21 protein-coding genes are annotated in these 22,218 nt (G+C 72.7%); 14 read left to right on the plus strand and 7 right to left on the minus strand.

What is annotated here, in order from left to right:
* Positions 1–99: 99 nt before the first annotated feature.
* Entirely contained in the window at positions 100–1,578 is a 1,479-nt protein-coding gene (locus BM290_RS01910) for a hypothetical protein (RefSeq protein WP_093609240.1), read from the plus strand.
* Positions 1,579–1,583: 5 nt separating this feature from the next.
* Here the strand turns inward: BM290_RS01910 and BM290_RS01915 are convergent, their stop codons facing one another.
* From BM290_RS01915 to BM290_RS01925, 3 genes are read right to left on the minus strand one after another with little or no spacing between them, the layout of a single operon-like run.
* The gene (locus BM290_RS01915; protein WP_143133567.1) at positions 1,584–4,946 is read right to left on the minus strand and encodes an NACHT domain-containing protein; all 3,363 of its coding nucleotides are present in this window, start codon (positions 4,944–4,946) and stop codon (positions 1,584–1,586) included.
* A 46-nt stretch (positions 4,947–4,992) separates the two neighbouring features.
* The gene (locus BM290_RS01920) at positions 4,993–6,024 is read right to left on the minus strand and encodes an LLM class F420-dependent oxidoreductase (RefSeq protein WP_093609244.1); all 1,032 of its coding nucleotides are present in this window, start codon (positions 6,022–6,024) and stop codon (positions 4,993–4,995) included.
* The gene (locus tag BM290_RS01925) at positions 6,024–7,103 is read right to left on the minus strand and encodes a Zn-dependent alcohol dehydrogenase (protein WP_093609246.1); all 1,080 of its coding nucleotides are present in this window, start codon (positions 7,101–7,103) and stop codon (positions 6,024–6,026) included. Before BM290_RS01925 ends, BM290_RS01920 begins: the two co-directional genes overlap by 1 nt.
* A gap of 89 nt (positions 7,104–7,192) precedes the next feature.
* On the opposite strand from BM290_RS01925, the gene BM290_RS01930 reads away from it, so the two are divergent.
* From BM290_RS01930 to BM290_RS01950, 5 genes are read left to right on the plus strand one after another with little or no spacing between them, the layout of a single operon-like run.
* Positions 7,193–7,780, plus strand: a complete 588-nt coding sequence (locus BM290_RS01930) for a TetR/AcrR family transcriptional regulator (protein ID WP_239143307.1) — start codon at positions 7,193–7,195, stop codon at positions 7,778–7,780.
* A 29-nt stretch (positions 7,781–7,809) separates the two neighbouring features.
* Positions 7,810–8,571 (plus strand): glucose 1-dehydrogenase, encoded by a 762-nt coding sequence (locus BM290_RS01935; protein ID WP_093609250.1) that lies wholly within the window; start codon positions 7,810–7,812, stop codon positions 8,569–8,571.
* Between the two features lies 1 nt (position 8,572).
* Positions 8,573–9,484 carry an SDR family NAD(P)-dependent oxidoreductase gene (locus tag BM290_RS01940; protein WP_093609252.1) on the plus strand — a complete coding sequence of 304 codons (912 nt, stop codon included), beginning with the start codon at positions 8,573–8,575 and terminating at the stop codon, positions 9,482–9,484.
* Positions 9,481–9,933, plus strand: a complete 453-nt coding sequence (locus BM290_RS01945; RefSeq protein ID WP_373871021.1) for a pyridoxamine 5'-phosphate oxidase family protein — start codon at positions 9,481–9,483, stop codon at positions 9,931–9,933. The genes BM290_RS01940 and BM290_RS01945 overlap by 4 nt, the downstream gene beginning before the upstream one ends.
* A 58-nt stretch (positions 9,934–9,991) precedes the next feature.
* Positions 9,992–10,591, plus strand: a complete 600-nt coding sequence (locus BM290_RS01950; protein ID WP_093609254.1) for a TetR/AcrR family transcriptional regulator — start codon at positions 9,992–9,994, stop codon at positions 10,589–10,591.
* 224 nt (positions 10,592–10,815) lie between these two features.
* Here BM290_RS01950 and BM290_RS01960 read toward each other — a convergent pair whose 3' ends face one another.
* The 3 genes from BM290_RS01960 to BM290_RS01970 all read right to left on the minus strand — a co-directional run bounded on the left by BM290_RS01960 (position 10,816) and on the right by BM290_RS01970 (position 14,320).
* Complete coding sequence (locus BM290_RS01960) at positions 10,816–11,844, minus strand: MBL fold metallo-hydrolase (protein ID WP_177319536.1); 1,029 nt, start codon at positions 11,842–11,844, stop codon at positions 10,816–10,818.
* Between the two features lie 85 nt (positions 11,845–11,929).
* Positions 11,930–13,438, minus strand: a complete 1,509-nt coding sequence (locus BM290_RS01965; protein WP_093609256.1) for an aldehyde dehydrogenase family protein — start codon at positions 13,436–13,438, stop codon at positions 11,930–11,932.
* A gap of 33 nt (positions 13,439–13,471) precedes the next feature.
* Positions 13,472–14,320: an SDR family oxidoreductase gene (locus tag BM290_RS01970; protein ID WP_093609258.1), complete on the minus strand. Its 849-nt coding sequence runs from the start codon at positions 14,318–14,320 to the stop codon at positions 13,472–13,474.
* Between the two features lie 49 nt (positions 14,321–14,369).
* On the opposite strand from BM290_RS01970, the gene BM290_RS01975 reads away from it, so the two are divergent.
* The 4 genes from BM290_RS01975 to BM290_RS01990 are packed head-to-tail and all read left to right on the plus strand — an operon-like array spanning position 14,370 to position 17,666.
* Complete coding sequence (locus tag BM290_RS01975) at positions 14,370–15,107, plus strand: enoyl-CoA hydratase family protein (protein WP_093609260.1); 738 nt, start codon at positions 14,370–14,372, stop codon at positions 15,105–15,107.
* A gap of 2 nt (positions 15,108–15,109) precedes the next feature.
* Complete coding sequence (locus BM290_RS01980) at positions 15,110–15,931, plus strand: CoA transferase subunit A (RefSeq protein ID WP_373871020.1); 822 nt, start codon at positions 15,110–15,112, stop codon at positions 15,929–15,931.
* Positions 15,928–16,620 (plus strand): CoA-transferase subunit beta, encoded by a 693-nt coding sequence (locus BM290_RS01985; RefSeq protein ID WP_093609262.1) that lies wholly within the window; start codon positions 15,928–15,930, stop codon positions 16,618–16,620. The genes BM290_RS01980 and BM290_RS01985 overlap by 4 nt, the downstream gene beginning before the upstream one ends.
* Complete coding sequence (locus BM290_RS01990; protein WP_093609264.1) at positions 16,617–17,666, plus strand: NAD(P)H-dependent flavin oxidoreductase; 1,050 nt, start codon at positions 16,617–16,619, stop codon at positions 17,664–17,666. Before BM290_RS01985 ends, BM290_RS01990 begins: the two co-directional genes overlap by 4 nt.
* Here the strand turns inward: BM290_RS01990 and BM290_RS01995 are convergent.
* The gene (locus BM290_RS01995) at positions 17,650–18,822 is read right to left on the minus strand and encodes an acetyl-CoA C-acetyltransferase (protein WP_093609265.1); all 1,173 of its coding nucleotides are present in this window, start codon (positions 18,820–18,822) and stop codon (positions 17,650–17,652) included. The two genes, BM290_RS01990 and BM290_RS01995, sit on opposite strands and share 17 nt — an antisense overlap.
* 62 nt (positions 18,823–18,884) lie before the next feature.
* On the opposite strand from BM290_RS01995, the gene BM290_RS02000 reads away from it, so the two are divergent.
* From BM290_RS02000 to BM290_RS02015, 4 genes are read left to right on the plus strand one after another with little or no spacing between them, the layout of a single operon-like run.
* Complete coding sequence (locus tag BM290_RS02000; RefSeq protein WP_093609267.1) at positions 18,885–20,018, plus strand: acyl-CoA dehydrogenase family protein; 1,134 nt, start codon at positions 18,885–18,887, stop codon at positions 20,016–20,018.
* A gap of 10 nt (positions 20,019–20,028) precedes the next feature.
* Positions 20,029–20,775 carry an acyl-CoA dehydrogenase family protein gene (locus BM290_RS02005; RefSeq protein WP_093609269.1) on the plus strand — a complete coding sequence of 249 codons (747 nt, stop codon included), beginning with the start codon at positions 20,029–20,031 and terminating at the stop codon, positions 20,773–20,775.
* Positions 20,775–21,644, plus strand: a complete 870-nt coding sequence (locus BM290_RS02010; RefSeq protein WP_093609271.1) for a TIGR03619 family F420-dependent LLM class oxidoreductase — start codon at positions 20,775–20,777, stop codon at positions 21,642–21,644. Before BM290_RS02005 ends, BM290_RS02010 begins: the two co-directional genes overlap by 1 nt.
* On the plus strand, positions 21,641–22,198 hold the full coding sequence (locus BM290_RS02015) for a hypothetical protein (protein ID WP_093609273.1): 558 nt from the start codon (positions 21,641–21,643) through the stop codon (positions 22,196–22,198). The genes BM290_RS02010 and BM290_RS02015 overlap by 4 nt, the downstream gene beginning before the upstream one ends.
* Positions 22,199–22,218: the final 20 nt, after the last annotated feature.

The following is a 22,218-nucleotide window of genomic DNA, read 5'->3' on the forward strand; positions in this document are numbered from 1 at the left end:
TCGCGGGCGGTCCCCACCGGCTGCGACGGTGGACACGTCGCGGTCGGTGACCGGATTTCACATTCGCCGGTTATCCTCCTCCGCCGGGGAGGACAACACATGAAACTCGTACGGGGGATGCTCGCGGGCATTCTGGGCATCGCGGTCGGTGCCGGGCTCACGGCCTGCGGGCCGATCGGGGTGCCCGAGTCGAAGCTGGTCGAGCCCGGCGGCGACGCCGAGTTCGCCCTGGACGGCCTGGTCCGCTTCAGCGTGCCCGACGGGGGCGGCCGGGGCGACATCAGGGTCCGCTTCGGGGTGGAGCCGCTGCCCGCGGACCGCCCGGCGCCGCCCGGGATCATCACGGTCGGCGACATGGTCACCATGACGGCGGAGGGTGACCTGACCAGGGGCCGGATCGCCATCGACTACGCCGAGCTGCCGTCCGGGGTCCGCCCCGAGATGCTCAACGTCTTCGGCTGGTCCGCCGACCTCGGTGGCTGGGTGCCACTGACCGCCTCGGTCACCGACGCGGTCGATCGCACGGTCGCCGGCGACACCGTCCTGTTCGACAGTTTCGTGATCGGCACCTGGCGGCTCACCACCGACGCGACCGGTGACTCCGTCACCACCCACGCGGGTGCGGTCCTGCCGATCAAGGCCGGCACCGACCGGACCTTCTGGGCGTACGCGCGGGCCGCCGCGGTCACCTCCCTGGCCGACGCCGTCGAGCACCTGGCCGGGCCGCCGGAGCCGATCTCCTGCGACCCGAAGGCCCCCGGCATCACCGTCAAGGCAGTCTCCACCCCGGCCGGCCGGATCGACGCGTGCGTGCTCGCCGGCACCGGATCCCAGCAGGTCCGGGTCCGCAACCGGCTGCCGTTCCCGCTCCTGCTGGACCTGCCGGCGGACGGGCGGGTCCGCCCGGTCGTCGACACCCAGGCCGCCGCCGACACCCCGGACGCGCTGGACGGCATCCGGGACACCATGCTCACCTACCTGACCGGCGCCGTCGCGGTCGGCGGCGGCCAGACCGTCACCCTGGAGCTGCAGCCCGGCGCCCGCGGCCCGGTCCAGCTGACCGGCCGCCTCGACTGGTCGGTGGTCGCCCTGGAGGCCGGTCTGCGCCAGCTGGACCTGTTCCTGCCGGACAGCCGGGCGCTGCGCCCGCGGACCGCCGAGGCGCTGCTGCTGGCCCACACCGAGCACGGGGCCGCGGCCCGGGACGCGCTCGCCGCCGGTGACGCCGCCGCGCCCGCCGTGCAGGACCTGCTGCGCGCCGCGGGCCTCACCGGCGCCGGCCGCAGCGTCGCCGACCTGTTCCAGTTCGGCTCGTGCGTGCTGGACCGCACCGCCACCGCGGCGGGCGCGAGCCAGGACGTGCTGGTCGCGCTGCGCACCGCCGGGCCGACCGTCACCGTGTTCACCAGCGAGTGCCTCAACCGGATCTACGAGAAGTACCTGCCGGAGGCGAGCCGGTCGATCAAGTCGATCCAGGACACGCTCCGGGCCACCACCGGCGCGATCCGCAACGCCGTTCCGAAGGCCGACCGCAAGCGGGGGAACGGGCAGGTCACCATCACGCTGACGCCGCGCTGACCGGATCAGCCGGTGGATCCGTCCCCCACCACGGCGCCCTCCCCCGGCCACTGTTCCCCGGGGGAGGCCGCCGCCCGGCCGGCCCGCTGGTGACCGTCGAACCGGGCGACGGCGTCCCGCAGGCGAGCCGCGAACCAGGGGTCGGCGCCGATCCGAGCCCTCGCATCCGAACGGGCCAGCCGCCGGTCGAAGGCGGCGAGCAGATTGCCCGGCTCCCACGAACCGGCCACCGGCAGAGCCTCCAGCAGGCGCAGGCAGGCCTCCGGCGACAACTGTTCGGCCCCGTCCGCCGCCAGGTGCATCCCGAGACTGATCAACGTGTCGTGGGCCGGATCCAGCTGTTGCCAGAAACCTGCCAGGCATTCCAGGAACAGCGCCGCCTGGACCGGATCCGCGAACGTCAGCCGGTCCAGCAGGCGCATGGTCTCGACGGCCGAGAAGTACAGGCAGTCCTGGACGAGCCTCTCCAGATAGATCGTCGTGCAGCGGGAGAGGCCCGGCGGCGACACGGCACGGTCACCCCATCGGCTGAGCGCCACCGTCACGCGCTCGTGGGCCGTCAACAGATCCTGCCGGGTCCAGGCGTGCGACCGGACCACCAGGAGAAGCCGGACGAGGCTGCGTGCCACCGACTCCACCCGTCCCTGCTCGTGCTCCACGAAGGTGGCCATCGCCGGCCACAGCAGCTCACTCAGGATCGGGTCAGCGGCGTGACGCAGCACGTCGTCGCTGAACGCGCCGGACAGGTCCATCATGGCCATGGCCGGAGCCAGCGGGAAATTCTCACTGAAGCCGTCGATGACCCCGGAGGCGGAGAATCGCCAGCTCGGGCCGAACTGGTTCGACCACATCGGATCGACGGCGGCGCTGACGGGCTCGTCGGCGAACTCCATGATCAGGTCACGACGCTCGTCATCGGCCCAGGTGCGGGTCACCTGAACGGAGGTCAGGCCGTCGAGCAGCATGCCGCCCGGGACCGCCGCCCGCCATTGCGAGGCGGTGTCCCGCAACCAGCTCGCGGGATCCCGGGCGTGCTGATAGAGCTCGGAGGCCCGGACCTGACCGCCGCAGCACAGGACGAGCAGCGCCAGGTTGAAGGAGTAGGTGGCCATCCAGTGGTCCAGGCGCTTGTCGACCGGCTGATAGGCGCGTGGAGTATGCGTCGGCCGGGTGACGGCGACCCGCAACTTCGCCAGAAGCCAGTCCCGGGACCCGGTGCGGAGCATCTTGCGGAGGAACGGGACCACGGTGCTGCGGGCACACAACGGGGTGAAGCCGAGCAGGTCCCGGAGGAGGGTGTCGTCCTCGGCGTGACCGAGACGGCCGGTCCGTGCCCGGGAGAGGGCCACCCCCTGATCCACCGCATGGACCACCAGACGGGCCACCAGATATTCGCCGAAGGTGGCATGCAGGAACTCGTACGTCTGCCGGGTCTGATCCTCCTGGACCGCCTGGGTGCGCTGGATGAAGAAGAACCGGCCGACCATCTCCTCACCCGCGGTGAAGGCGCGGTGGAAACCCTCGGTTTCCGGGGCGCCCGACGCCCGCAGGCCGAGGCCGGTCAGATCGGCGTCGAGCTCGTCGGCGGTCGCCCACAGCCGCAGGCGGTGGAACATCGCGAACGCCACCACCGACAGGCGCTCCAGCTCGTCGTGAACCAGCTCCCGCCGTTCCCGCTCGGGATGGTTGGCGCCGTGGACGCGGCGCACCTCGCGCTCGGCGAAATCGTGCAGCAGGCGCTCGTACAGCTCGCCGGTGTCGAAGTCCTCGGCGGACTGGAGGGCGTTCGCGCCGGCGTCGTACAGGGCCAGCATGAGCAGCAGGAGCGGCTGGGCCGCCAGATCGGGGAACCGCAGCACGACGTCGCGGGTCAACGGCCGTAGCCCGGTCCCGGCCCAGTACCGTGCGTTCGCCGTGTTCCAGAAGTCCAGCCAGCGGTCGACCTGTGGTTCGTCGAACGGCTCCAGGCGCGCCACCAGCCCGCCGGCCGGGATCCGGGCCCGGTCCGCGACGGCGACCCGGCTCGTCACGATCACCGCGGCCGGACGGCCGAGGAGCTCCTCACGACGCTGGAACGCCGCCACCCGCTCCAGGTAGTCGGACTGGTGCACCCCGGTCGCCTGCAACAGCTCGTCCAGGCCGTCGAGCAGGATCACCGGCATCGCGGCGTCCGCCGACCCGGCCAGCTCCGCCCACGCCACCGTCTCGCCGATCGTGCCGCGCAGCGCCTGCTCGATCTGGTCCTGGATGGACGCCTCCGCCCGGACCTCGCGCAACGCCACCCGGACCACCAGGTAGTCGGCGGCCGGCAGGCGGGCCGCGAGGATCCGGGTCAGCGACGACTTGCCGCCGCCGGGCTGGCCCAGCAGCACCAGCGGCACGGCGGCCGCCTGCGGGGTGGTGAGGTAGGTGGCGAGGAACGTGTCGAAGTCGGAACGGACCTCGGCGCCGGCCCACCAGTCCTCGTCGGCCGGGCGCAGGCCCGGGGCGCCCGGCCGCACCCGGAACCGGGGGTCCAGATAGGCGGAGGCCAGGCTCGGCATGGTCAGCTCACCGGCGTCGCCGCCCAGGATCGGCTCGTCCAGCTCGGCGCGGCAGACGCGGGCCAGCGCCGCCCGGTGGCGGGCCGGATCCCGGTGCGAGGTGGCCCGGAGCAGCGCCGACTCCAGGCCCTCCAAACCCCGCGACACCGCCCGCGACTCCAGGCGGGCCAGCCAGATGCCGAACTCCGGGACGTCCTGGACCAGACGGCGGACGACCTCCTCGTAGCGGTCGGCGGCGATCTCCGGCAGACCACCGGTCAGCAGCGCCTCGGCGGCACGGCGGGCCCGGTCGTCGGCGGCGTCCCAGGCCGCCAGGCCGGTCAGGTGCGCGGCCATCTGCCGGGCGCGGGCCGCGAACCAGCCGAGAAGGTCGGCGCGGAGACGGTCGCCGGTACGGTCCGGGCCCGGGGCCGGGATGCCGGCGTCGAGCAGGTGCGCCTGCCAGGAGCCGCCGGACCGCGACGCGGCCAGGAAGCGGAGCTGGTCGTCGCGGGTGAAGGCCGGGTTCGCGAGTCCGGCGGTCTCCAGGCAGTCGTCCAGCGATACGAAGAATGACGAGACGACCAGGACGCCGTGGGCGGCGTGCAGGCGCTGGCTGCGGTTGTAGCGGGTCTGGTCGCGTACCACATCGGTGATCCGCTCGGCCACCAGATGCCCGAGCCGGACCGCCTCCGTCTTGGCGTCGAAGAGGCTGATGGCGGCCTCGCTGCCGCCCGCCGTCGCCACCGCCAGCACCCCGCCGAGGAGGTTGTCGGCGGCCTTCATCAGCGGGCCGGAGCCGCCGAGCAGTTTGACGGCATCGGTATAGGTCAGCCCCTGAGACACGATCCCCACTATATGGACGGTGTCGATCGGAGCGTCCTGGCCGGGTTCACGGCAGGAGAGCGCGAAGTTCCGCCATCTGTGCGACCCGTTCGGCCCGGGTGGGAGCGAGCGGGGACGCCAGCACCGTGGTGACGCCGGCCTCGGCCAGGGCGTCGAGTCCTCGGCGGACGTCGTCGGGGCGGCCGGCCAGGGAGGTGGCGGTGACCAGGTCGCCGGGGACGGCGGCGATCGCCTCGGCGCGGCGGCCGGACAGGTAGAGGTCCTGGATGCGGGTGGCCTCCTCGGCGTAGCCGTAGCGGCGGACCAGGTCGTTGGAGAAGTTGCGGCCGCGAGCGCCCATGCCGCCGAGGTAGAGCGCGAGCTGGGCGCGGTGCCGGGCGAGCAGGTCCGGGCCGGGGTCACCGAGGACGAAGGGCACGGGCACGCTCACGTCCAGCGGCGGCAGGGCCGGGTCGCGCCGGGACCGCCCGTCGGCCAGGGACTCGCCGAAGACGCGGGCGGCGGATCGCGGGTCGAGCCAGAGCGCCTGCCAGCCCTCGGCGATCTCGGCGGCCAGCGCCACGTTCCGCGGGCCCATGGCGGCCAGCAGGATCGGGACGCGTGGCCGTACCGGATGGTTGATCAGTTTGAGGGGTTTCGCATAGTCGCCGGGGAGCGGGATCCGGTAGTGGCCGCCGTCGAAGGTCAGGGTCTCGCGGCGCCAGACGCGGCGGCAGATCTCGACGATCTCGCGGGTGCGGGCGATCGGGGCGTCGTAGCGGACCCCGTGGAACCCCTCGATGACCTGGGGTCCGGACGCGCCGAGGCCGAGGTTGAACCGGCCGCCGGACACGTGGTCGAGCCCGGCGGCGGTCATCGCGGTCAGCGTAGGAGTGCGAGTGTAGAGCTGCATCACACCGGACGCCAGATCCATGGCACGCGTACGGGCGGCGAGATACCCCAGTTGGCTGACGGCGTCGAAGCTGTACGCCTCCGGGACCACCACCAGATCGACGCCCGCCTTCTCGAACTCGACCACCTCGTCGACCGCGCTCGCGAAGCCCTCGCCGCTGTAGCCGAGCTGGACCCCGAGCCGCATCAGTCGTTGACGATCACTTGGCGGATCACGTCGCCGCTGCCCAGCGCGGCCAGCGCCGCCCCGGCCTGGTCGAGGCGCAGGCGGTGGCTGATCATGCCCTCGATGTCGAGGCGGCCGGCCCGCCACAGGGCGAGCAGGCGGGGGAAGTCGCGGTGCGGGTCGGCCGAGCCGTACAGCGACGGGACGATCGTCTTGCCCTCGAAGAGCAGCTCGAACGGGCTGAACTCGACGGTGTCCTCGGCGCGCCCGGCGCCGACGATGACGACCTGGCCGCCGCGCCGGGTGGCGGTCCACGCGGTGCGCAGCGTCTGCGGCACGGCCACCACGTCGAAGGCGTGGTCGAAGCCCTCCGGCACCACCGCGGCCTGCAGGTCGCCCAGCTCGTCGGGGGTGGCGGTGTGGGTGGCGCCGAACCGGCGGGCCGCCTCGTGCCGGGCGGGCACCGTGTCCACGGCCATGATCTGCGCGGCGCCGGCGAGGCGGGCGCCCTGGATGGCGGCGATGCCCACGCCGCCGCAGCCGATCACCACGACACTGTCGCCGGGCCGTACCCTCGCCGTGTTGATCACCGCACCGACGCCGGTGGTGACGCCGCAGCCGACCAGGGCGGCCACCTCGTACGGGACGTCGTCGTCGATCTTCACGGCGCCGGCGCGGGGCACCACCATCTCCTCGGCGAACGAGCCGCACCCGGCCATCCCGAAGATCTCCAGGTCACCGGCGGCGAACCGGGGGATCACGTAGCCGGCCATCACGTGGGTCATGCACAGGTGGTCCTCGCCGCGGCGGCAGTGCGTGCACACCCCGCAGGCGGGCAGCCAGTTGACCGCGACCCGGTCGCCGGGCGCCAGGTCGTCGACGCCGTCACCGACCTCGATCACGTCGCCGGCGGCCTCGTGGCCGAGGACCGCGGGCACCGGCTGGGGCAGGGCGCCGCGCAGGGCGGACAGGTCGGAGTGGCAGACGCCGGCGGCGCGGACCCGCAGGCGCACCTCGCCCGGCCCGGGGCCGAGGACCGTCACGTCGTCACGGAAGTCGAGTTTGTCGTCCCCGATCGTGTGCAGCACCGCCGCGCGCATCCCGGCACCCCCTCGAAATTAGAACGCGTTCTACGCTATCGATGAGCCGGATACCAAGCAAGCGTTCGGTCAAGAGAGATAATCGGCCGGTGACACAATCCAAGAGCCCGTCCGAGCGGCGCGCGCATCTGGTCCGGCTGGCCGGTGACCTCTTCGCCGAGAAGGGGTTCCGGGCGACCACGGTGCGGGAGATCGCCGACGCCGCCGGGATCCTCTCCGGCAGCCTCTACCACCACTTCGACTCCAAGGAGTCGATCGGCGACGAGATCCTCAGCGCCTTCCTGGAGGACGTTCTCGCCGGTTACCGCGAGGCGGTCCGGGACACCGCCGACCCGCGGACGGCGATCGAGCAGATCGTACGGTCCAGCACCGCCACTCTGAGCCGGCACCGGGCCGCGCTGACGATGCTGCAGAACGACTGGAACTACTTCAGCGGCCAGCCCCGCTTCGCGTATCTGCGTACCGCCATGAAGGAGATCGAGCAGACCTGGATCGAGCAGCTGGAGCGCGGCCGGCAGACCGGGCAGTTCCGGGCCGACCTGGACACCCGCCTGACGTACCGGCTGCTGCGCGACATCCTCTGGCTGCCCACGTCGTGGCGCTCGTCGGCGACGTGGAGCACCGAGCAGATCATCGACGGACTTCTCCGCCTTCTGTTCGACGGCATCCGGGCGTAGCCTCCCAAGCAAGCGCTTGGGAGGTTGCGATGGGGCGACTGGACGGCAAGGTTGCGTTGATCACCGGCGGGGCGCGGGGCATGGGCAAGGCTCACGCCCGGCACTTCGCCGCCGAGGGGGCCCGCGTGGTGATCGGCGACGTGCTCGACGACAAGGGGCAGCGGGTCGCCGACGGTCTCGGCGCGGACCTCTGCCGGTACGTGCATCACGACGTGACCAGCGCGGACGACTGGGCCGCCGCGGTCGGCGCGACGATCGCCGCGTTCGGGCGGGTCGACGTGCTGGTCAACAACGCGGGCATCCTGCGGCACGCGCCGGTCGCCGAGATGGACCCGGCCGAGTTCCGGCAGGTCATCGAGGTCAACCTGATCGGCACGTGGCTCGGCATCCGGCAGGTGGTCCCCGCGATGATCGACGCGGGCGGCGGCTCGATCGTGAACATCTCCTCGATCGAGGGCTTCGCCGGGGCGTCCGGCCTCTCCGCGTACAGCGCGAGCAAGTTCGGCGTCCGCGGCCTGACCCGGTCGGCCGCGCAGGAGCTGGGGCCGCTCGGCATCCGGGTCAACTCGGTGCACCCGGGCGGCGTGATGACGTCGATGGCGCTGGCCGCCGCGCAGACGATGACCGAGGTGGACGGCGGCGGGTTCCTCAAGGGCCTGCCGATCGCCCGGTTCGCCGAGCCGGTGGAGATCTCCCGGCTGGTCGCGTTCCTCGCCTCCGACGAGGCCTCCTACACCACCGGCGCCGAGTTCCTCGCCGACGGTGGCCTGCTCAGCGGACCGGGCTACTGAGATGGCGGCCCTCGACGGGCGGGTGGCGATCGTGACCGGGGCCGGGCAGGGGCTCGGCGCGGCCGAGGCACGGGCGCTCGCCGCGGCCGGCGCCCGGACGGTCCTCAACGACCTGCCCGGCGCGGCCCTCGACGAGGTCGTCGAGCAGATCCGGGCCGACGGCGGCGAGGCGGTCGCGTGCCCCGGCGACGTGGCCGACTGGGCGACCGGGGAGGCCCTGGTCAAGACGGCCGTGGACACCTTCGGCGGGCTGCACGTGCTGGTCAACAACGCGGGCGTGCTGCGCGACCGGATGATCTTCTCGATGTCCGAACAGGAATGGGACACCGTCGTCCGGGTCCACCTGCGCGGCCACTTCGTCACCACCCGGTTCGCCACCGCCTACTGGCGGGAGCGGGCCAAGGCGACCGGCCTGCCGGGCTACGCCCGGATCGTCAACACCGCGTCCGAGGCGTATCTGCTCGGCTCGGCCGGCCAGCCCAACTACGCGGCGGCCAAGGGCGGGATCGTCTCGCTCACCCTGGCCACCGCGCGAGGTTGCCTCAAACACGGGGTACGCGCGAACGCGATCTGTCCGCGCGCAAGAACCGCCATGACCGGCCCGTTGATGGGAGCTGCTCCGGACGGGCCCGACCCGATGGCCCCGGAACGGGTCGCGCCGCTGGTCGTGCACCTGGCCGGGCCGGCCGGCGAGCGGATCACCGGCGAGGTGTTCGTGGTGCACGGCGACGTGGTGGCGCTTCTGGGGCCACCCACGGTGCGGGCCGTCTTCCGCGCGGCCACCGGGCAGTGGACCGGCGCCGAGCTCGACGCCGCCCTCAGCACCGAGTTCGCCGCCGGCCCGCCACGTCCCGGGTACGTGTGCGAGGAGACGCTGCCCCTGGCCGCGTCGACGTTCGGGGAGGCGCCGTGAAACAGCGGGACACGGTCACGATGACCGACGACGAGGTGGGGGCGCTTCTGGCGTACCGCCGCAAGGTGCAGATAGCGACGATCAACCCGGACGGCACGCCGCACCTGGTGACCATGTTCTTCGCGGCGGCCGGGGGCCGGATCGCGTTCTGGACCTACCGGGCCTCGCAGAAGGCCCGCAACCTGGCCCGCGACCCGCGGCTGACCTGCCTCGTCGAGGACGGCGAGGACTACTTCGAGCTGCGCGGGGTGCAGGTCAACGGCACGGTGACGGTGATCGCCGACCTGCCCGGCGTGACCGGGATCGGCCGGCTGATCGCGGCCCGGATGCCGGACATCCCGGCCGGCGCCCTCGACGCGTACGTCGATCACACCGCCCGTAAGCGCACCGCCTACCTGGTCGAACCGGTCCGGATCACCAGCTGGGACCATCGCAAGCTGCTGGCGTGACCATCCGGGGCCGGTGGCGCATAGACTGACCGCCGGCCGGATCGGGGTGGGAGGGCGCATGTCAGTCGGTGCGACGGTGGGCCGGCCCCGCGACCCCGAGGTCGACGAGCGGATCACCCGGGCCGCCGCCGAGGTGTTCGGCGCCGAGGGCTGGGCCCGCTTCTCGGTCGACGCCGTCGCCCGCCGCGCCGGGGTCGGCAAGGCGTCCATCTACCTGCGCTGGCCCAACAAGGAGGCGCTGCTCGTCGCGGTCTTCGCGTCCCGGCTGTCCGGCGTCCGCGACATCGACACCGGCAGCCTCCGCGACGACCTGGTGGCGCTGGCCCGCCAGGTGCTGCACGCGTTCCTCGACGAGTCCGGCGGCGCGGTCCTGCGCCTGATGCTGGAGGCCGGGAGCATCCCCGCCGGCCAGGAGCACCTGGACCGTTTCCTGCAGTCCCAGGCCGCCGCCGCCCGGGCCATCGTCCACCGCGGCAAGGACCGCGGCCAGCTACGCCGCGACATCAGCGTCACCCTGCTCCTCAACACGATCAGCGGGGGCGCCCTCAACCACGCCCTGACCACCCCGCCGCGCTCCCGGGCCAAGGTGGCAGCCGCCGCCGACCGCTACGCCGAGGAACTCGTCGACTTCGTCCTCGCCTCGGTCACCGCCCCCTGACCGTCCGCCTCGGTCACCCTCCCCCTGACCGGCCGCCTCGGTCACCGCGCCCTGACCGGCCGCCTCGGTCACCCTCCCCCTGACCGGCCGCCTCGGTCACCGCGCCCTGACCGGCCGCCTCGGTCACCGCGCCCTGACCGGCCGCCTCGGCTTCCCGCGGCCCTGGGCCGACCGGTGAGCCGCCCGTCCGCCGCGCACACCGGTTCTCCGCGACCGGCGACGGTTCAGCGACCGGCGGCCAGGGCGCCGGCCCGGAGGTGGTCGCCGTCGCGGGTGAGGTCGCCGGTGCGGATCAGCAGCTCGACGTGGGCGGCGGTCTCGGCGACCGCGCCGACCAGCATCGGGCCGATCTCGTCCCACGGGCGGGACCAGGTCAGCCGGGACGCCACCTGCCAGATGGTGGCCGCGCCGAGGCGTTCCACGGTCTCCAGGATCTCGCGGCAGCGCTCGCGGTGGTGGCCGTCCAGTTCGGCGGCGCGGGCCGCGAGGCCGCGGAACCGGTACTCGTGGCCGGGCAGCGCCTCGCACTCGTCGTAGGCGGCGACCTTTCCCAGCGACTCCAGGTAGAGCCCGAGCGGGTCCTCGCCGCCCAGTTGCAGGCCGATGTTGGGGCTGATCCGCGGGAGCACGTGATCGCCGGTGAGCAGCACCTGGGCGTCCGGCTCCAGCAGGCAGAGGTGGCCCGGCGTGTGGCCCGGCGTCCACACCGCCCGCAGCCGCCGACCGGTCAGCGGCACCAGGTCGCCGTCGTCGAGCATCACGTCGGCGTCGGCGAGCGGCGCGAAGTGCAGATCCACCGCGGCCCCGAACCTGCCGATCAGCCCGTCGATCTCCGCCTGCGGCACGTGCAGGTCACGCAGCCAGCCGGTCAGCGCCGCACTCGGCGCGGTCGCCCGGTCGCGCAGCATCGTCGCGTGCTCGGCCGGGTGCATCGCCACCCACGCCCCGGACGCCTCCCGCAGCCGCGCGGTCAGCCCGTGGTGATCCGGGTGCACGTGGGTGAGCACCACGCCGGTCACGTCGGCGGCGGTCGCCCCGGCCACGGCGAGCCCGGCGGTGAGCGCCCGCCAGCCGGCGTCGCTCGCCCACCCCGGGTCGACGACGACGAGCCCGTCGTCCCCCGGGACCAGGTAGCACAGCGTGTATCGCAAGGGGTTGTCCGGGATCGGCACCGGAACCGACACCAGCCCACCGGCCAGCCTCTCCACCGGCGGCAGGATCTTGGCCCGCCAGGCTTCCCGCTGCACGTCCATCCACCAGCCCCTTTCCTAGACGATTAACGTCTAGGAAAGCGACCATATCGTGAACGGATGCCGTTCAGCAATCACCACGAGCGTCCTACATCATCTCCTCGGTGGTGGGGATCAGGACGGTCTTGAGCTCGGTGTAGGCCTCGATCGACGTGCGGCCGCCCTCGCGGTTCAGGCCGGACTGGCCGTACCCGCCGAAGGCCACGTGCGGCTCCAGCTGGTAACCGTTGACGCCGACGGTGCCGGCCCGCAGCGACCTCGTCAGGCGGAAGGCGCGCTTCACGTCGGCGGTCCAGACGGTGGCGGCCAGGCCGTACGTGGTGTCGTTGGCCAGCCGCAGCGCCTCGTCCTCCTCGGTGAACGGGACCACCGCCAGGACCGGGCCGAAGATCTCCTCGCGGGCGATCGTGGCGTCGTTGGCGACGTCGGCGAACAGGGTCGGCTGGACGAAGTTGCCGGTCGCCAGCTCGCCGTCGGGGCGTCCGCCGCCGGTGACCAGCCGGGCGCCCTCGGCGCGGCCGGACTCGATGTAGCCGAGGACCCGGTTCAGCTGGCGTTCGTTGATCAGCGGGGAAGCGGTGGTCTCCGGGTGGAACGGGTCGCCGTAGGTGACCAGCGCCGCCATCGCCTCGGCGATCGCCAGGAACTCGTCGTAGACGTCCCGGTGCACCAGCGCCCGGGTGTGGGCGACGCACGCCTGACCGGAGAGGCCCATGGTGACCGTGCCCATCGTGGTGGCCGCCGCGGCGTACACATCGGCGTCCGGGAAGACCAGTGACGGGCTCTTGCCGCCCAGCTCCAGGCTGGTTCGCTTGACGCCGTTCGCGGCGGCGGCCAGGACCTTGCGGCCCACCCCGCGGCTGCCGGTGAAGCTGATCTTGTCGACGAGCGGATGGTTGATCAGGGCGTCGCCGGTGGTGTCGCCGGGACCGGTGACCACGTTGAGGACACCCGCGGGCAGGCCGGCCTCCTCGATGAGCCGGGCCAGGCGCAGCGCGGAGAACGTCGCGTACTCGGACGGCTTCAGCACCACGGTGCAGCCGGCGGCCAGAGCGGGGGCGATCTTCTGGGCGGCCAGCAGCAGCGGGCCGTTCCACGGGATGATCGCGGCGACCACGCCGACCGGTTCGCGCAGCGTGAGCACCAGGTGGTCACCGCCCTGGTAGCCGGGCAGCGTCTCGCCGGCCAGCTTGTCCACCCAGCCGGCATGGTGGTCGAAGATGTCGGCCACACACTCGACGGACATCGCATACGTCTCGCCGAAACTCACCGGAACCCCGTTGTCGAGCGCGACCAGCGTCTGCAATTCCACGGCGTTCTCCCGGATGGCGTCGGCGATGCGACGCAAGATCCTGATTCGCTCCTTCGCCCGGGTACGCGGCCAGGCGCCCTCGTCGAACGCGGCGCGCGCGGCCCGTACCGCCGCATCGACGTCGGACGCCGTGCCCACAGCGAACGTGCCGACCTCCTCGGCGGTCGCCGGATGCAGGTGGCTCCAGGTGCCGCCGTCCGCGGCGGGACGCCAGGCGCCGTCGATCAGCAGTTCTCCGCCGGCGAGGCCGACCTCGTCGCGTTTGGCCTTGATCGAGAGCACCATACCGACCTCCGGGCGCGCGAATTGGAACAGGTTCTATTTCTGGGCACGGTACGCCGTGTCCCGGAGGTCCGCCAGATACGCCGGCCATTCACCGCCACCATGGACCGCGAGTGAGGCGCCGCTGATGTACCCGGCCAGCGGGGACGCGAGCAGCAGACAGGCGCTCGCCACCTCCCCGGCGCGGGCCGCCCGCCCCATCGGCACGGCCCGGGCCACCGTCGACGCCGCCGCCGGACGGTCTCCCGCCGCAGCCGCGGACGACGGCGGCCCGGACGTGGACGGTTCCACCGGGCCGACGACGAGGGTGTTCACGCGGACGCGGGGCGCCCACTCGGCGGCCAGGCTGGTGGCCAGGTGGTGCAGGCCCGCCTTCGCGGCGCCGTAGGCGGCGGTTCCGGGGGACGGCCGGGTTCCGCTGACACTGCCGATCATGAGGATCACGCCGCCCGTGTCCTGGTCGCGCATGACCGCGTTGGCGGCCTGCGCGACATGCAGCGGGGCGATGAGATTGAGTTCGATGATCTTCGCGTGCAGGCGGGGTGAGGCCGTCCCCGCCGGGACCTCCGGGCTGCCACCCGCGTTGTTGATCAGGACGTCGATCCGCCCGAAACGAGCAACCGCCGCATCCACCAGGGCCGCGGCCTGTGCCGGGTCACGCACGTCCGCCGGGAAGAATGCGAGAGCGGGCACCCCGGTGGCGAGCGGGGGCCCGGAGCAGGGAGAAGAGGAGGCGCGAGCGGGCACGGCCGGGTCGGGCGGGGTCCGGCCGCAGACCAGGACGCCGGCGCCGGCGGCGTGGAAAGCGGCCGCGACGGCGGCGCCGATGCCCCGGGTGCCGCCGGTGACCACCACGGCGCGGCCGGTGAAGTCGAGGGGGTCCATGGACGTCGATGCTAGCCACCCAAGCAAGCGCTAGGTTAGCCTGACCGCCGTGGGGATCGATCTGCACCGTGGCGCGATCGCCGAGGTGATCGTGGATTTTCCGCCGGTCAACGCGCTGCCGGCGGCCGGCTGGCACGCCCTCGCCGACGCGGTCGGCGCAGCGGGGGCCGAGGAGCAGACTCGCGTGGTGGTGCTGGCGGCCGAGGGCCGCGGGTTCTGCGCGGGCGTGGACATCAAGGAGATGCAGCGGACGGCGGGGCACGAGGCGCTGCTGGCCGCGAACCGGGGCTGCGCGGCGGCGTTCGCGGCCGTCTACGACTGCCCGGTTCCGGTGATCGCCGCGGTCCACGGGTTCTGCCTGGGCGGCGGGGTCGGTCTGGCCGGCAACGCCGATCTGGTGGTGGCCGCCGACGACGCCACGTTCGGGCTGCCGGAGGTGGACCGGGGCGCGCTGGGGGCGGCGACGCATCTGGCGCGGCTGGTTCCGCACCAGCTGATGCGGACGATGGTCTACACCTGCCGGCCGGTGACGGCGTGGGAGCTGCACCGGTTCGGGACGGTGCTGGAGGTGGTGCCCCCGGCCGGGCTGCGCCGGGCCGCGCATCGGGTCGCGGAGGAGATCGCGGCGAAGGATCCGCTGGTCATCCGGCGGGCGAAGGAGTCCCTGAACGGGATCGACCCGATCGACGTGAAGCGCTCCTACCGGTTCGAGCAGGGCTTCACGTTCGAGCTGAACCTGAACGGCGCCGGCGACCGGGCCCGCCGGAGATTCGTGGAGGGCCGGTAGCGGTGAGAGTCAGCATCGAGGACGCCGTCGGCGAGGTTCGCGACGGGATGACGATCGGGATCGGCGGATGGGGATCCCGGCGCAAACCGATGGCGATGGTACGGGCGCTGCTGCGATCCGGCCGGAAGGACCTGACACTCGTCAGTTACGGCGGCCCGGATGTCGGCCTGCTGGTGGCCGCGGGGTGCGTACGCCGCATCGTCACCGGCTTCGTCTCCCTGGACAGCATCCCGCTGGAACCGCACTTCCGGGCGGCCCGCAGCGCGGGCGCCGTCGAGCTGACCGAATATGACGAGGGCATGCTCTACTGGGGCCTGCTGGCCGCCGCGAACCGGCTGCCGTTCCTGCCGATCCGGGCGGGTCTCGGCTCCGACGTGATGCGCGTGAACCCGGGCCTGCGCACGGTCCGCTCCCCCTACGCCGACGCGACCGAGCTGGTGGCGATGCCGGCGATCACCATGGACGTCGCGTTCGTCCACCTGAACCGGGCGGACGCCGACGGCAACGGCCGCTATCTGGGCCCCGACCCGTACTTCGACGATCTGTTCTGCCTGGCCGCGAAGCAGCGGTTCCTGTCGTGCGAACGGATCGTCAGCACCGGCGAGCTGCAGGAGCAGGGGCCGCCGCAGACGCTGCTGACGAACCGGTCGATGGTCGACGGGGTGACGGAGACCCCGCACGGCGCCCATTTCACCAGCTGCGTCCCCGATTACGGCCGGGACGAGGAGTTCCAGCGGGAGTACGCGACGACCGGCTGGGACACGTTCCGCGCCCGCTATCTCGACGGCGACGAGACCGACTACCAGAAGGCGGTACGACGGTGAGCCGGGCCGAGACGTGTGTGGTGGCGTGCGCGGAGGCGTGGCGCGGTGACGGGGCGGTGCTGGCCGGTTCGGCGGGGGTGATCCCGGGGCTGGGCGCCCGCCTGGCCCAGCTCACGTTCGCGCGCGAGCTGCTGGTCACCGACGGGGAGGCGACCCTGCTGCGGGACGGGCGGGTGGAGGGCTGGCTGCCGTACCGCCAGGTCTTCGCGATCGTGGCGGCCGGGACCCGGCACGTGATGATGGGCGCGAGCCAGCTGGACCGGTTCGGCAATCAGAACATCTCCTGCGTCGGCCCGTGGGAGCGGCCGGCGTCGCAGCTGCTGTGTGTGCGGGGCGCGCCCGGCAACACGGTGAACCACCCGGTCAGCTACTGGGTGCCCCGGCATTCGCCGCGGGTGTTCGTCGAGCGCGTCGACATGGTGTCCGGGGTCGGCCACGATCGGGGCGCGCACGAGATCCGGCTGGTCGTCACGAACCTGGCGGTCCTCGACTTCGCCACCCCGGACCGGTCGATGCGGCTGCGGTCGGTGCACCCGGGCGTCACGGTCGACGAGGTGATCGCGGCCACCGGCTTCGAGCTGACCGTTCCTGATCAGGTCCCGGAGACCCGTGAACCCACCGCGGACGAGCAGCGGCTGATCCGGGAACGCCTCGACCCGGACGGCCGGCGGGAGCGGGAGGTCCGGTGAGAACGGCGCTGACCGGCCTGCTCGGCTGCCGGCACCCGATCGTGCAGACCGGCATGGGATACGTCGCCGGGGCCGGCCTGGTCTCCGCGGTCGCCGAGGCCGGCGGTTTCGGCATCGTGGCGTCCGCGACGATGACCCTCGGCCAGCTCGAAGCCACGATCAGGGAGATCAAGGGCAGGACCGGAAATCCCTTCGGGGTCAATGTACGGGCGGACGCGCCCGACGCGAGCGAACGCATCGACCTGCTGATCCGGGAACGGGTGAAGCTCGCGTCGTTCGCGCTGGCGCCCCACCGCGACCTGATCCGCCGGTGCGCCGACGGCGGGGTGCTGACCATGCCGTCGGTGGGGGCACGGCGGCACGCCGAGAAGGTAGCGGCCTGGGGTGTCGACGCGGTGCTGGTGCAGGGCGGCGAGGGTGGCGGGCACACCGGGCCGGTGCCGACGACGCTGGTGCTGCCGCAGGTGGTGGACGCCGTGGACATCCCGGTGGTGGCGGCCGGTGGCTTCTTCGACGGGCGGGGGCTGCTGGCCGCGCTGGCCTACGGGGCGGCCGGGGTGGCGATGGGGACCCGGTTCCTGCTCACCTCGGACAGCCCGGTCGGGTCCCGGGTGAAGCAGCTCTACCTCGACGCGGACGTGACCGGCACGGTCGTCACCACACGTGTGGACGGGGTGCCTCATCGGGTGCTGCGGACGGCGTACATCCAGGGGCTGGAGAGCTCGGGACGGGTGACCGCGCTGCTGCGGGCGGCCCGGCACGCCGCCGCGTTCCGGCGTCTCGCCGGGATGACCTGGCCGCAGGTGGCGCGCGCCGGGCTGGCGGCACGGCACGGGCGTGACCTGAGCTGGGCGCAGACGCTGATGGCGGCGGGCACGCCGGTGCTGCTGCGCACGGCGATGGTGGAGGGCCGTCCGGAGTACGGGGTGATGTCGGCCGGGCAGGTCGCCGGGGTGATCGACGACCTGCCGTCGTGTGCCGAGCTGATCGCGCGGATCATGACAGAGGCCGAGGCCGGGCTGGAGCGGCTCACAGCCGTTCGATGATCGTCACGTTGGCCTGGCCGCCACCCTCGCACATGGTCTGCAGGCCGTAGCGTCCGCCGCAGCGTTCGAGTTCGTGCAGCAGGCTCACCATGAGCCGGGCGCCGGTCGCGCCGAGCGGGTGGCCGAGGGCGATCGCGCCGCCGTTGACGTTGACCCGGCCGGGGTCGGCGCCGGTCTCTTTCAGCCACGCCAGGGCCACACTGGCGAACGCCTCGTTCACCTCGAAACGATCGATGTCGTCGATACTCAGGCCGGTCCTGCGGAGAGCGTGGGCGGTCGCCGGGATCGGCGCGGTCAGCATCAGCACCGGATCGTCACCGCGCGCGGAGAGGTGGTGGATGCGCGCTCGCGGGCGCAGGCCGTGGTCGCGGACGGCCCGTTCACTCGCGACCAGAAGCGCGGCGGCCCCGTCCGCGATCTGACCGGCCATCGCGGCGGTGGTGACGCCGCCTTCCCGGAGCGGCTCGAGCGCGGCGATCCGCTCGGCACTGGTGTCCCGGCGCGGGCACTCGTCCACCCCACCCCACCACCCAGCACCGCGTCCGCCGCCTCCCGCGTCTCGCACGCCTCCCGGGCCTCCGCCGAGAATCTCCCGTGCGAACAGCCCGCCATCCAGCGCCTTGACCGATTTTTCGTGACTTGTCAGGGCGTACGCCTCCATCGCCTCTCGGCTTATCGACCAGCGAGCGGCGATGTCGTCCGCGCTCCGGAACTGCGAGACCTCCTGGTCGCCGTACCGCGACGCCCAGCCCGCGCTGCCCGCATAGGGCCCGCCCGGCGCCATGGCGCTCCCGATCGGGATCATGCTCATGCTCTGCACTCCCCCGGCCACGACCAGATCGGCGGTCCCGCTCATCACCGCCTGCGCCGCGAAGTGCACCGCCTGCTGCGACGACCCGCACTGCCGGTCCACGGTAACCCCGGGAACGTGTTCCGGAAATCCGGCCGCGAGCCACGCCGTACGAGCGATGTCCCCGGATTGCGGCCCGAGCGTGTCGACACAGCCGAGGATGACGTCGTCGACGGCCCCCGGATCGACACCCCGGAGGACTTCGCTGATCACCGCCGCGCCCATATCCGCTGGATGCACCCCGGAGAGGAGGCCGCCCCGGCGACCGACCGGGGTGCGCACCGCGCCGACCAGATAAGCCTCCATTGTTGACGCCTCCCGCCACAACGAGTAGAACGTGTTCTAACTTACCGGGATCGGGGTGGCCCATGCACGTCGGATACACACCCGAGCAGGAGAAGCTGCGCGCCTCGCTGCGGGAGTACTTCGCCGACCTGATGACACCGTCGCGCAGAGCCGGTCTGACCAGTGGCGACGGCGAGTACGGCGACGGCGCGACATACCGCGAGGTGGTCCGCCAACTCGGCCGCGACGGCTGGCTGACGATCGGCGGCCGGTCCCGCCTCGATCAGCTGATCTTCGCCGACGAGGCGGCGCTGGCCGGGGTGCCGGTGCCGTTCCTGACGCTCTACACGGTCGGCCCGACGATCGCCCGGCACGGCACGGCCGAGCAGAGGGAGCGGCTCGTCCCCCGGATCGAGGCGGGCGAGGTGCACTTCTCGATCGGCTACTCGGAGCCGGGCGCCGGCACCGACCTGGCCGCCCTGACCACGCGGGCGGTCCGCGACGGCGACCACTACGTGATCACCGGCCAGAAGATGTGGACGAGCCTGATCCAGTACGCCGACTACGTCTGGCTGGCCTGTCGCACCTCCTCGGAGGAGAAGCGGCACCGCGGCCTGTCGATCATCATGGTGCCGACCGACTCCCCCGGCTTCTCGTGGACGCCGGTGCGGACGGTGGCCGGGCCGTCGACCAGCGCCACCTACTACGACGACGTGCGGGTCCCGGCGTCCGCCCTGGTCGGCGAGGAGAACCAGGGCTGGCGGCTGATCACCGACCAGCTCAACCACGAGCGGGTCGCCCTCACCTCGGCCGCGCCGCTGCAACGCGCGCTGCGGGAGGTCCGGGACTGGGCGGTCGAGACCGGCCGGATCGACCACGAGTGGGTGCGCCTGCACCTGGCCCGGGTGCACGCCGGGACCGAGGCGCTGAAGCTGTTCAACTGGCGGGCCTGTGTCTCCGGCGGCACCCCGGCCGCGTACCGGGCCTCGGCCGGCAAGGTCTACGGCACCGAGCTGGCGATCGAGGCGTACCGGCTGCTCATGGAGGTCATCGGGCCGGCCGCGACGATCCGGGAGGGCGAGCCGGGCGCCGTGCTGTCCGGCCGGATCGAGCGGATGTACCGGTCGTCGCTGATCCTGACCTTCGGCGGCGGCGCCAACGAGGTGCAGCGCGACATCATCGCGGCCGCCGCGCTCGGCCTCCCGATCCGGCGTTGAGGAGCCGCTCATGGACTTCGAACTCAGCACCGAGGCCGTCGAACTGGCCGGCCTGACCCGCGAGCTGGCCGGCTCGGGGCGACCGCTCTGGCCGGCGCTGGCCGAGGCCGGGATCCTCGCCGCGGCCCTGCCGGAACGGGCCGGCGGCGACGGCCACGGCCTGGTCGAGCAGTGCGCGATCCTGATCGAGCTGGGCCGGCACGCCGCCGACGTCCCCTACCTGACGTCGATCGTGGTGGCCGCCTCGACGATCGCCGAGTTCGGCACCGACGAGCAGGTCGAGACCCTCGCCGCCCCGGCCGGGCGCGGCGAGCTGGTCCTGTCCGGCACCGACGTCGCGCCGGACCACGCGAAGCGGCGACTGGTCCTCGGCACCGCCGCCCAGCAACTCGGCGTCGTCGAACGCGCCCTGGAGATGACCGCCGAGTACGCCCGCACCCGAGTCCAGTTCGGCCGCCCGATCGGCGCGTTCCAGGCCGTCTCGCAGCGGCTCGCCGACGCGTGGATCGACGTGGAGGCGTTACGGCTGGCCGTGTGGCAGGCGGCCGGCCGGCCGGAACCCGCCGAGGTCGCGACGGCCGGGTTCTGGGCCGCCGAGGCCGGGCACCGGGTGCTGCACACCGCCGTCCACGTGCACGGCGGCGTCGGCATCGACCTGGACCATCCGCTGCACCGGTACTTCCTGGCCGCCGAGCACCACGAGTTCCTGCTCGGTGGCGCCACCGCCCGACTTCTCGACCTGGCCGAGGTGCTCTGATGAAATTCACGCTGGGGATCGCGCTGAGTCCGCTCGACCAGTTGACCGAGCTGGCCCGTACCGCTGAGGAATGTGGTTTCGCCTCGATCGCCCTGCCGGACTCGCTGTTCTATTCGGAGCACGTCTCCGCCGCCTATCCCTACACGCCGGACGGCAGCCGTTTCTGGAATGCCGACACGCCGTGGCCGGACCCGATGGTGGCGGCCGGCGCGATGGGCGCGGTCACATCCGTGATCCGGTTCTACACCCAGGTCCTGAAACTGGATCCGCGTAATCCGCTGCTGCTGGCCCGGCAGGTCGGCACGGTCGCGGCGCTCACCGGAAACCGTTTCGGGCTCGGCGTCGGACTGGGCTGGTCGCCGGAGGAATCGCACTGGTGCGGTCAGCCGTTCAAAGATCGCGGCGCACGCGCCGACGAGTCGATCGAGATCCTGAAAAGGATTCTGGGCGGCGGCATGGTGTCGTTCCACGGCAAGCATTTCTCGTTCGAGAAACTGCAGATGAGCCCGGCGCCGGCCGAGCCGGTGCCGTTCTACGTGGGCGGGCACTCCGAGCCGGCGCTGCGGCGGGCGGCCCGGATCGGCGACGGCTGGTCCTCGGCGATGATCGGTTTCGACGACCTGCGGTCCACCATCGCCCGGCTCGCCGAGCTGCGCGCCGAACACGGCCGCGCCCACCTGCCGTTCGAGATCCAGGCGGTCTGCATCGACCGGCCCGGCCTCGACGGGTTCCGGCAGCAGGCGGAGATCGGGGTCACCGACGCCATCGTCGTCCCGTGGCGCCGCTTCGACGCCACACTCCAGGAGAAACGCGACGCGCTGCGCCGCTTCGCCGACCGGTTCATCGAACCACTAGCCTCGGCCGGGTGACGTCACCCGCTGCCCCGCCACGCCCGCAGTCCCGGCCGGTCGAGCTGCGCCCGGTCGGCCGCGCCGACCGCGCCGTGCTGACGAATCTCGGTCAGCTGTTCCGGCACGACCTGTCCGAGCCGTACGGGCACGTGCCGAACGACGACGGCACCTTCAACGACCGGGTCGTCGACCTGTTCCTGGCCGGGGCCGCCCCGGACGCCCGCGGCTGGCTGATCACCGCCGCCGGCCGTACCGGCGGATACGTCCTCACCGCGGCGGATCCCGGCGGCGGGCGTACCATCTCCGCGTTCTTCGTGGTCCGCGCCCTGCGCCGGACCGGCGTCGGCCGGATCGCCGCCCTCGAGGTGATCCGGATGGTGCCGGGCCGCTGGGTGATCGGGTTCCAGCGCTACAACCCCGGCGTCGAGCGGTTCTGGTCCGCGGTCGCCACCGAACTGACCGGCGACCGGTGGGCGATCCACGACGAGCCCGCCCCGGCGTCACGTCCGCCGGACACCTTCATCACCCTTGATCTGGAACGAGCACCGTGGCCGGGCAACCGCACCTCCTGAGCTTGCCTTGAAGATCGCTT

Source organism: Actinoplanes philippinensis (assembly GCF_900113015.1).
Lineage (GTDB): Bacteria > Actinomycetota > Actinomycetes > Mycobacteriales > Micromonosporaceae > Actinoplanes > Actinoplanes philippinensis.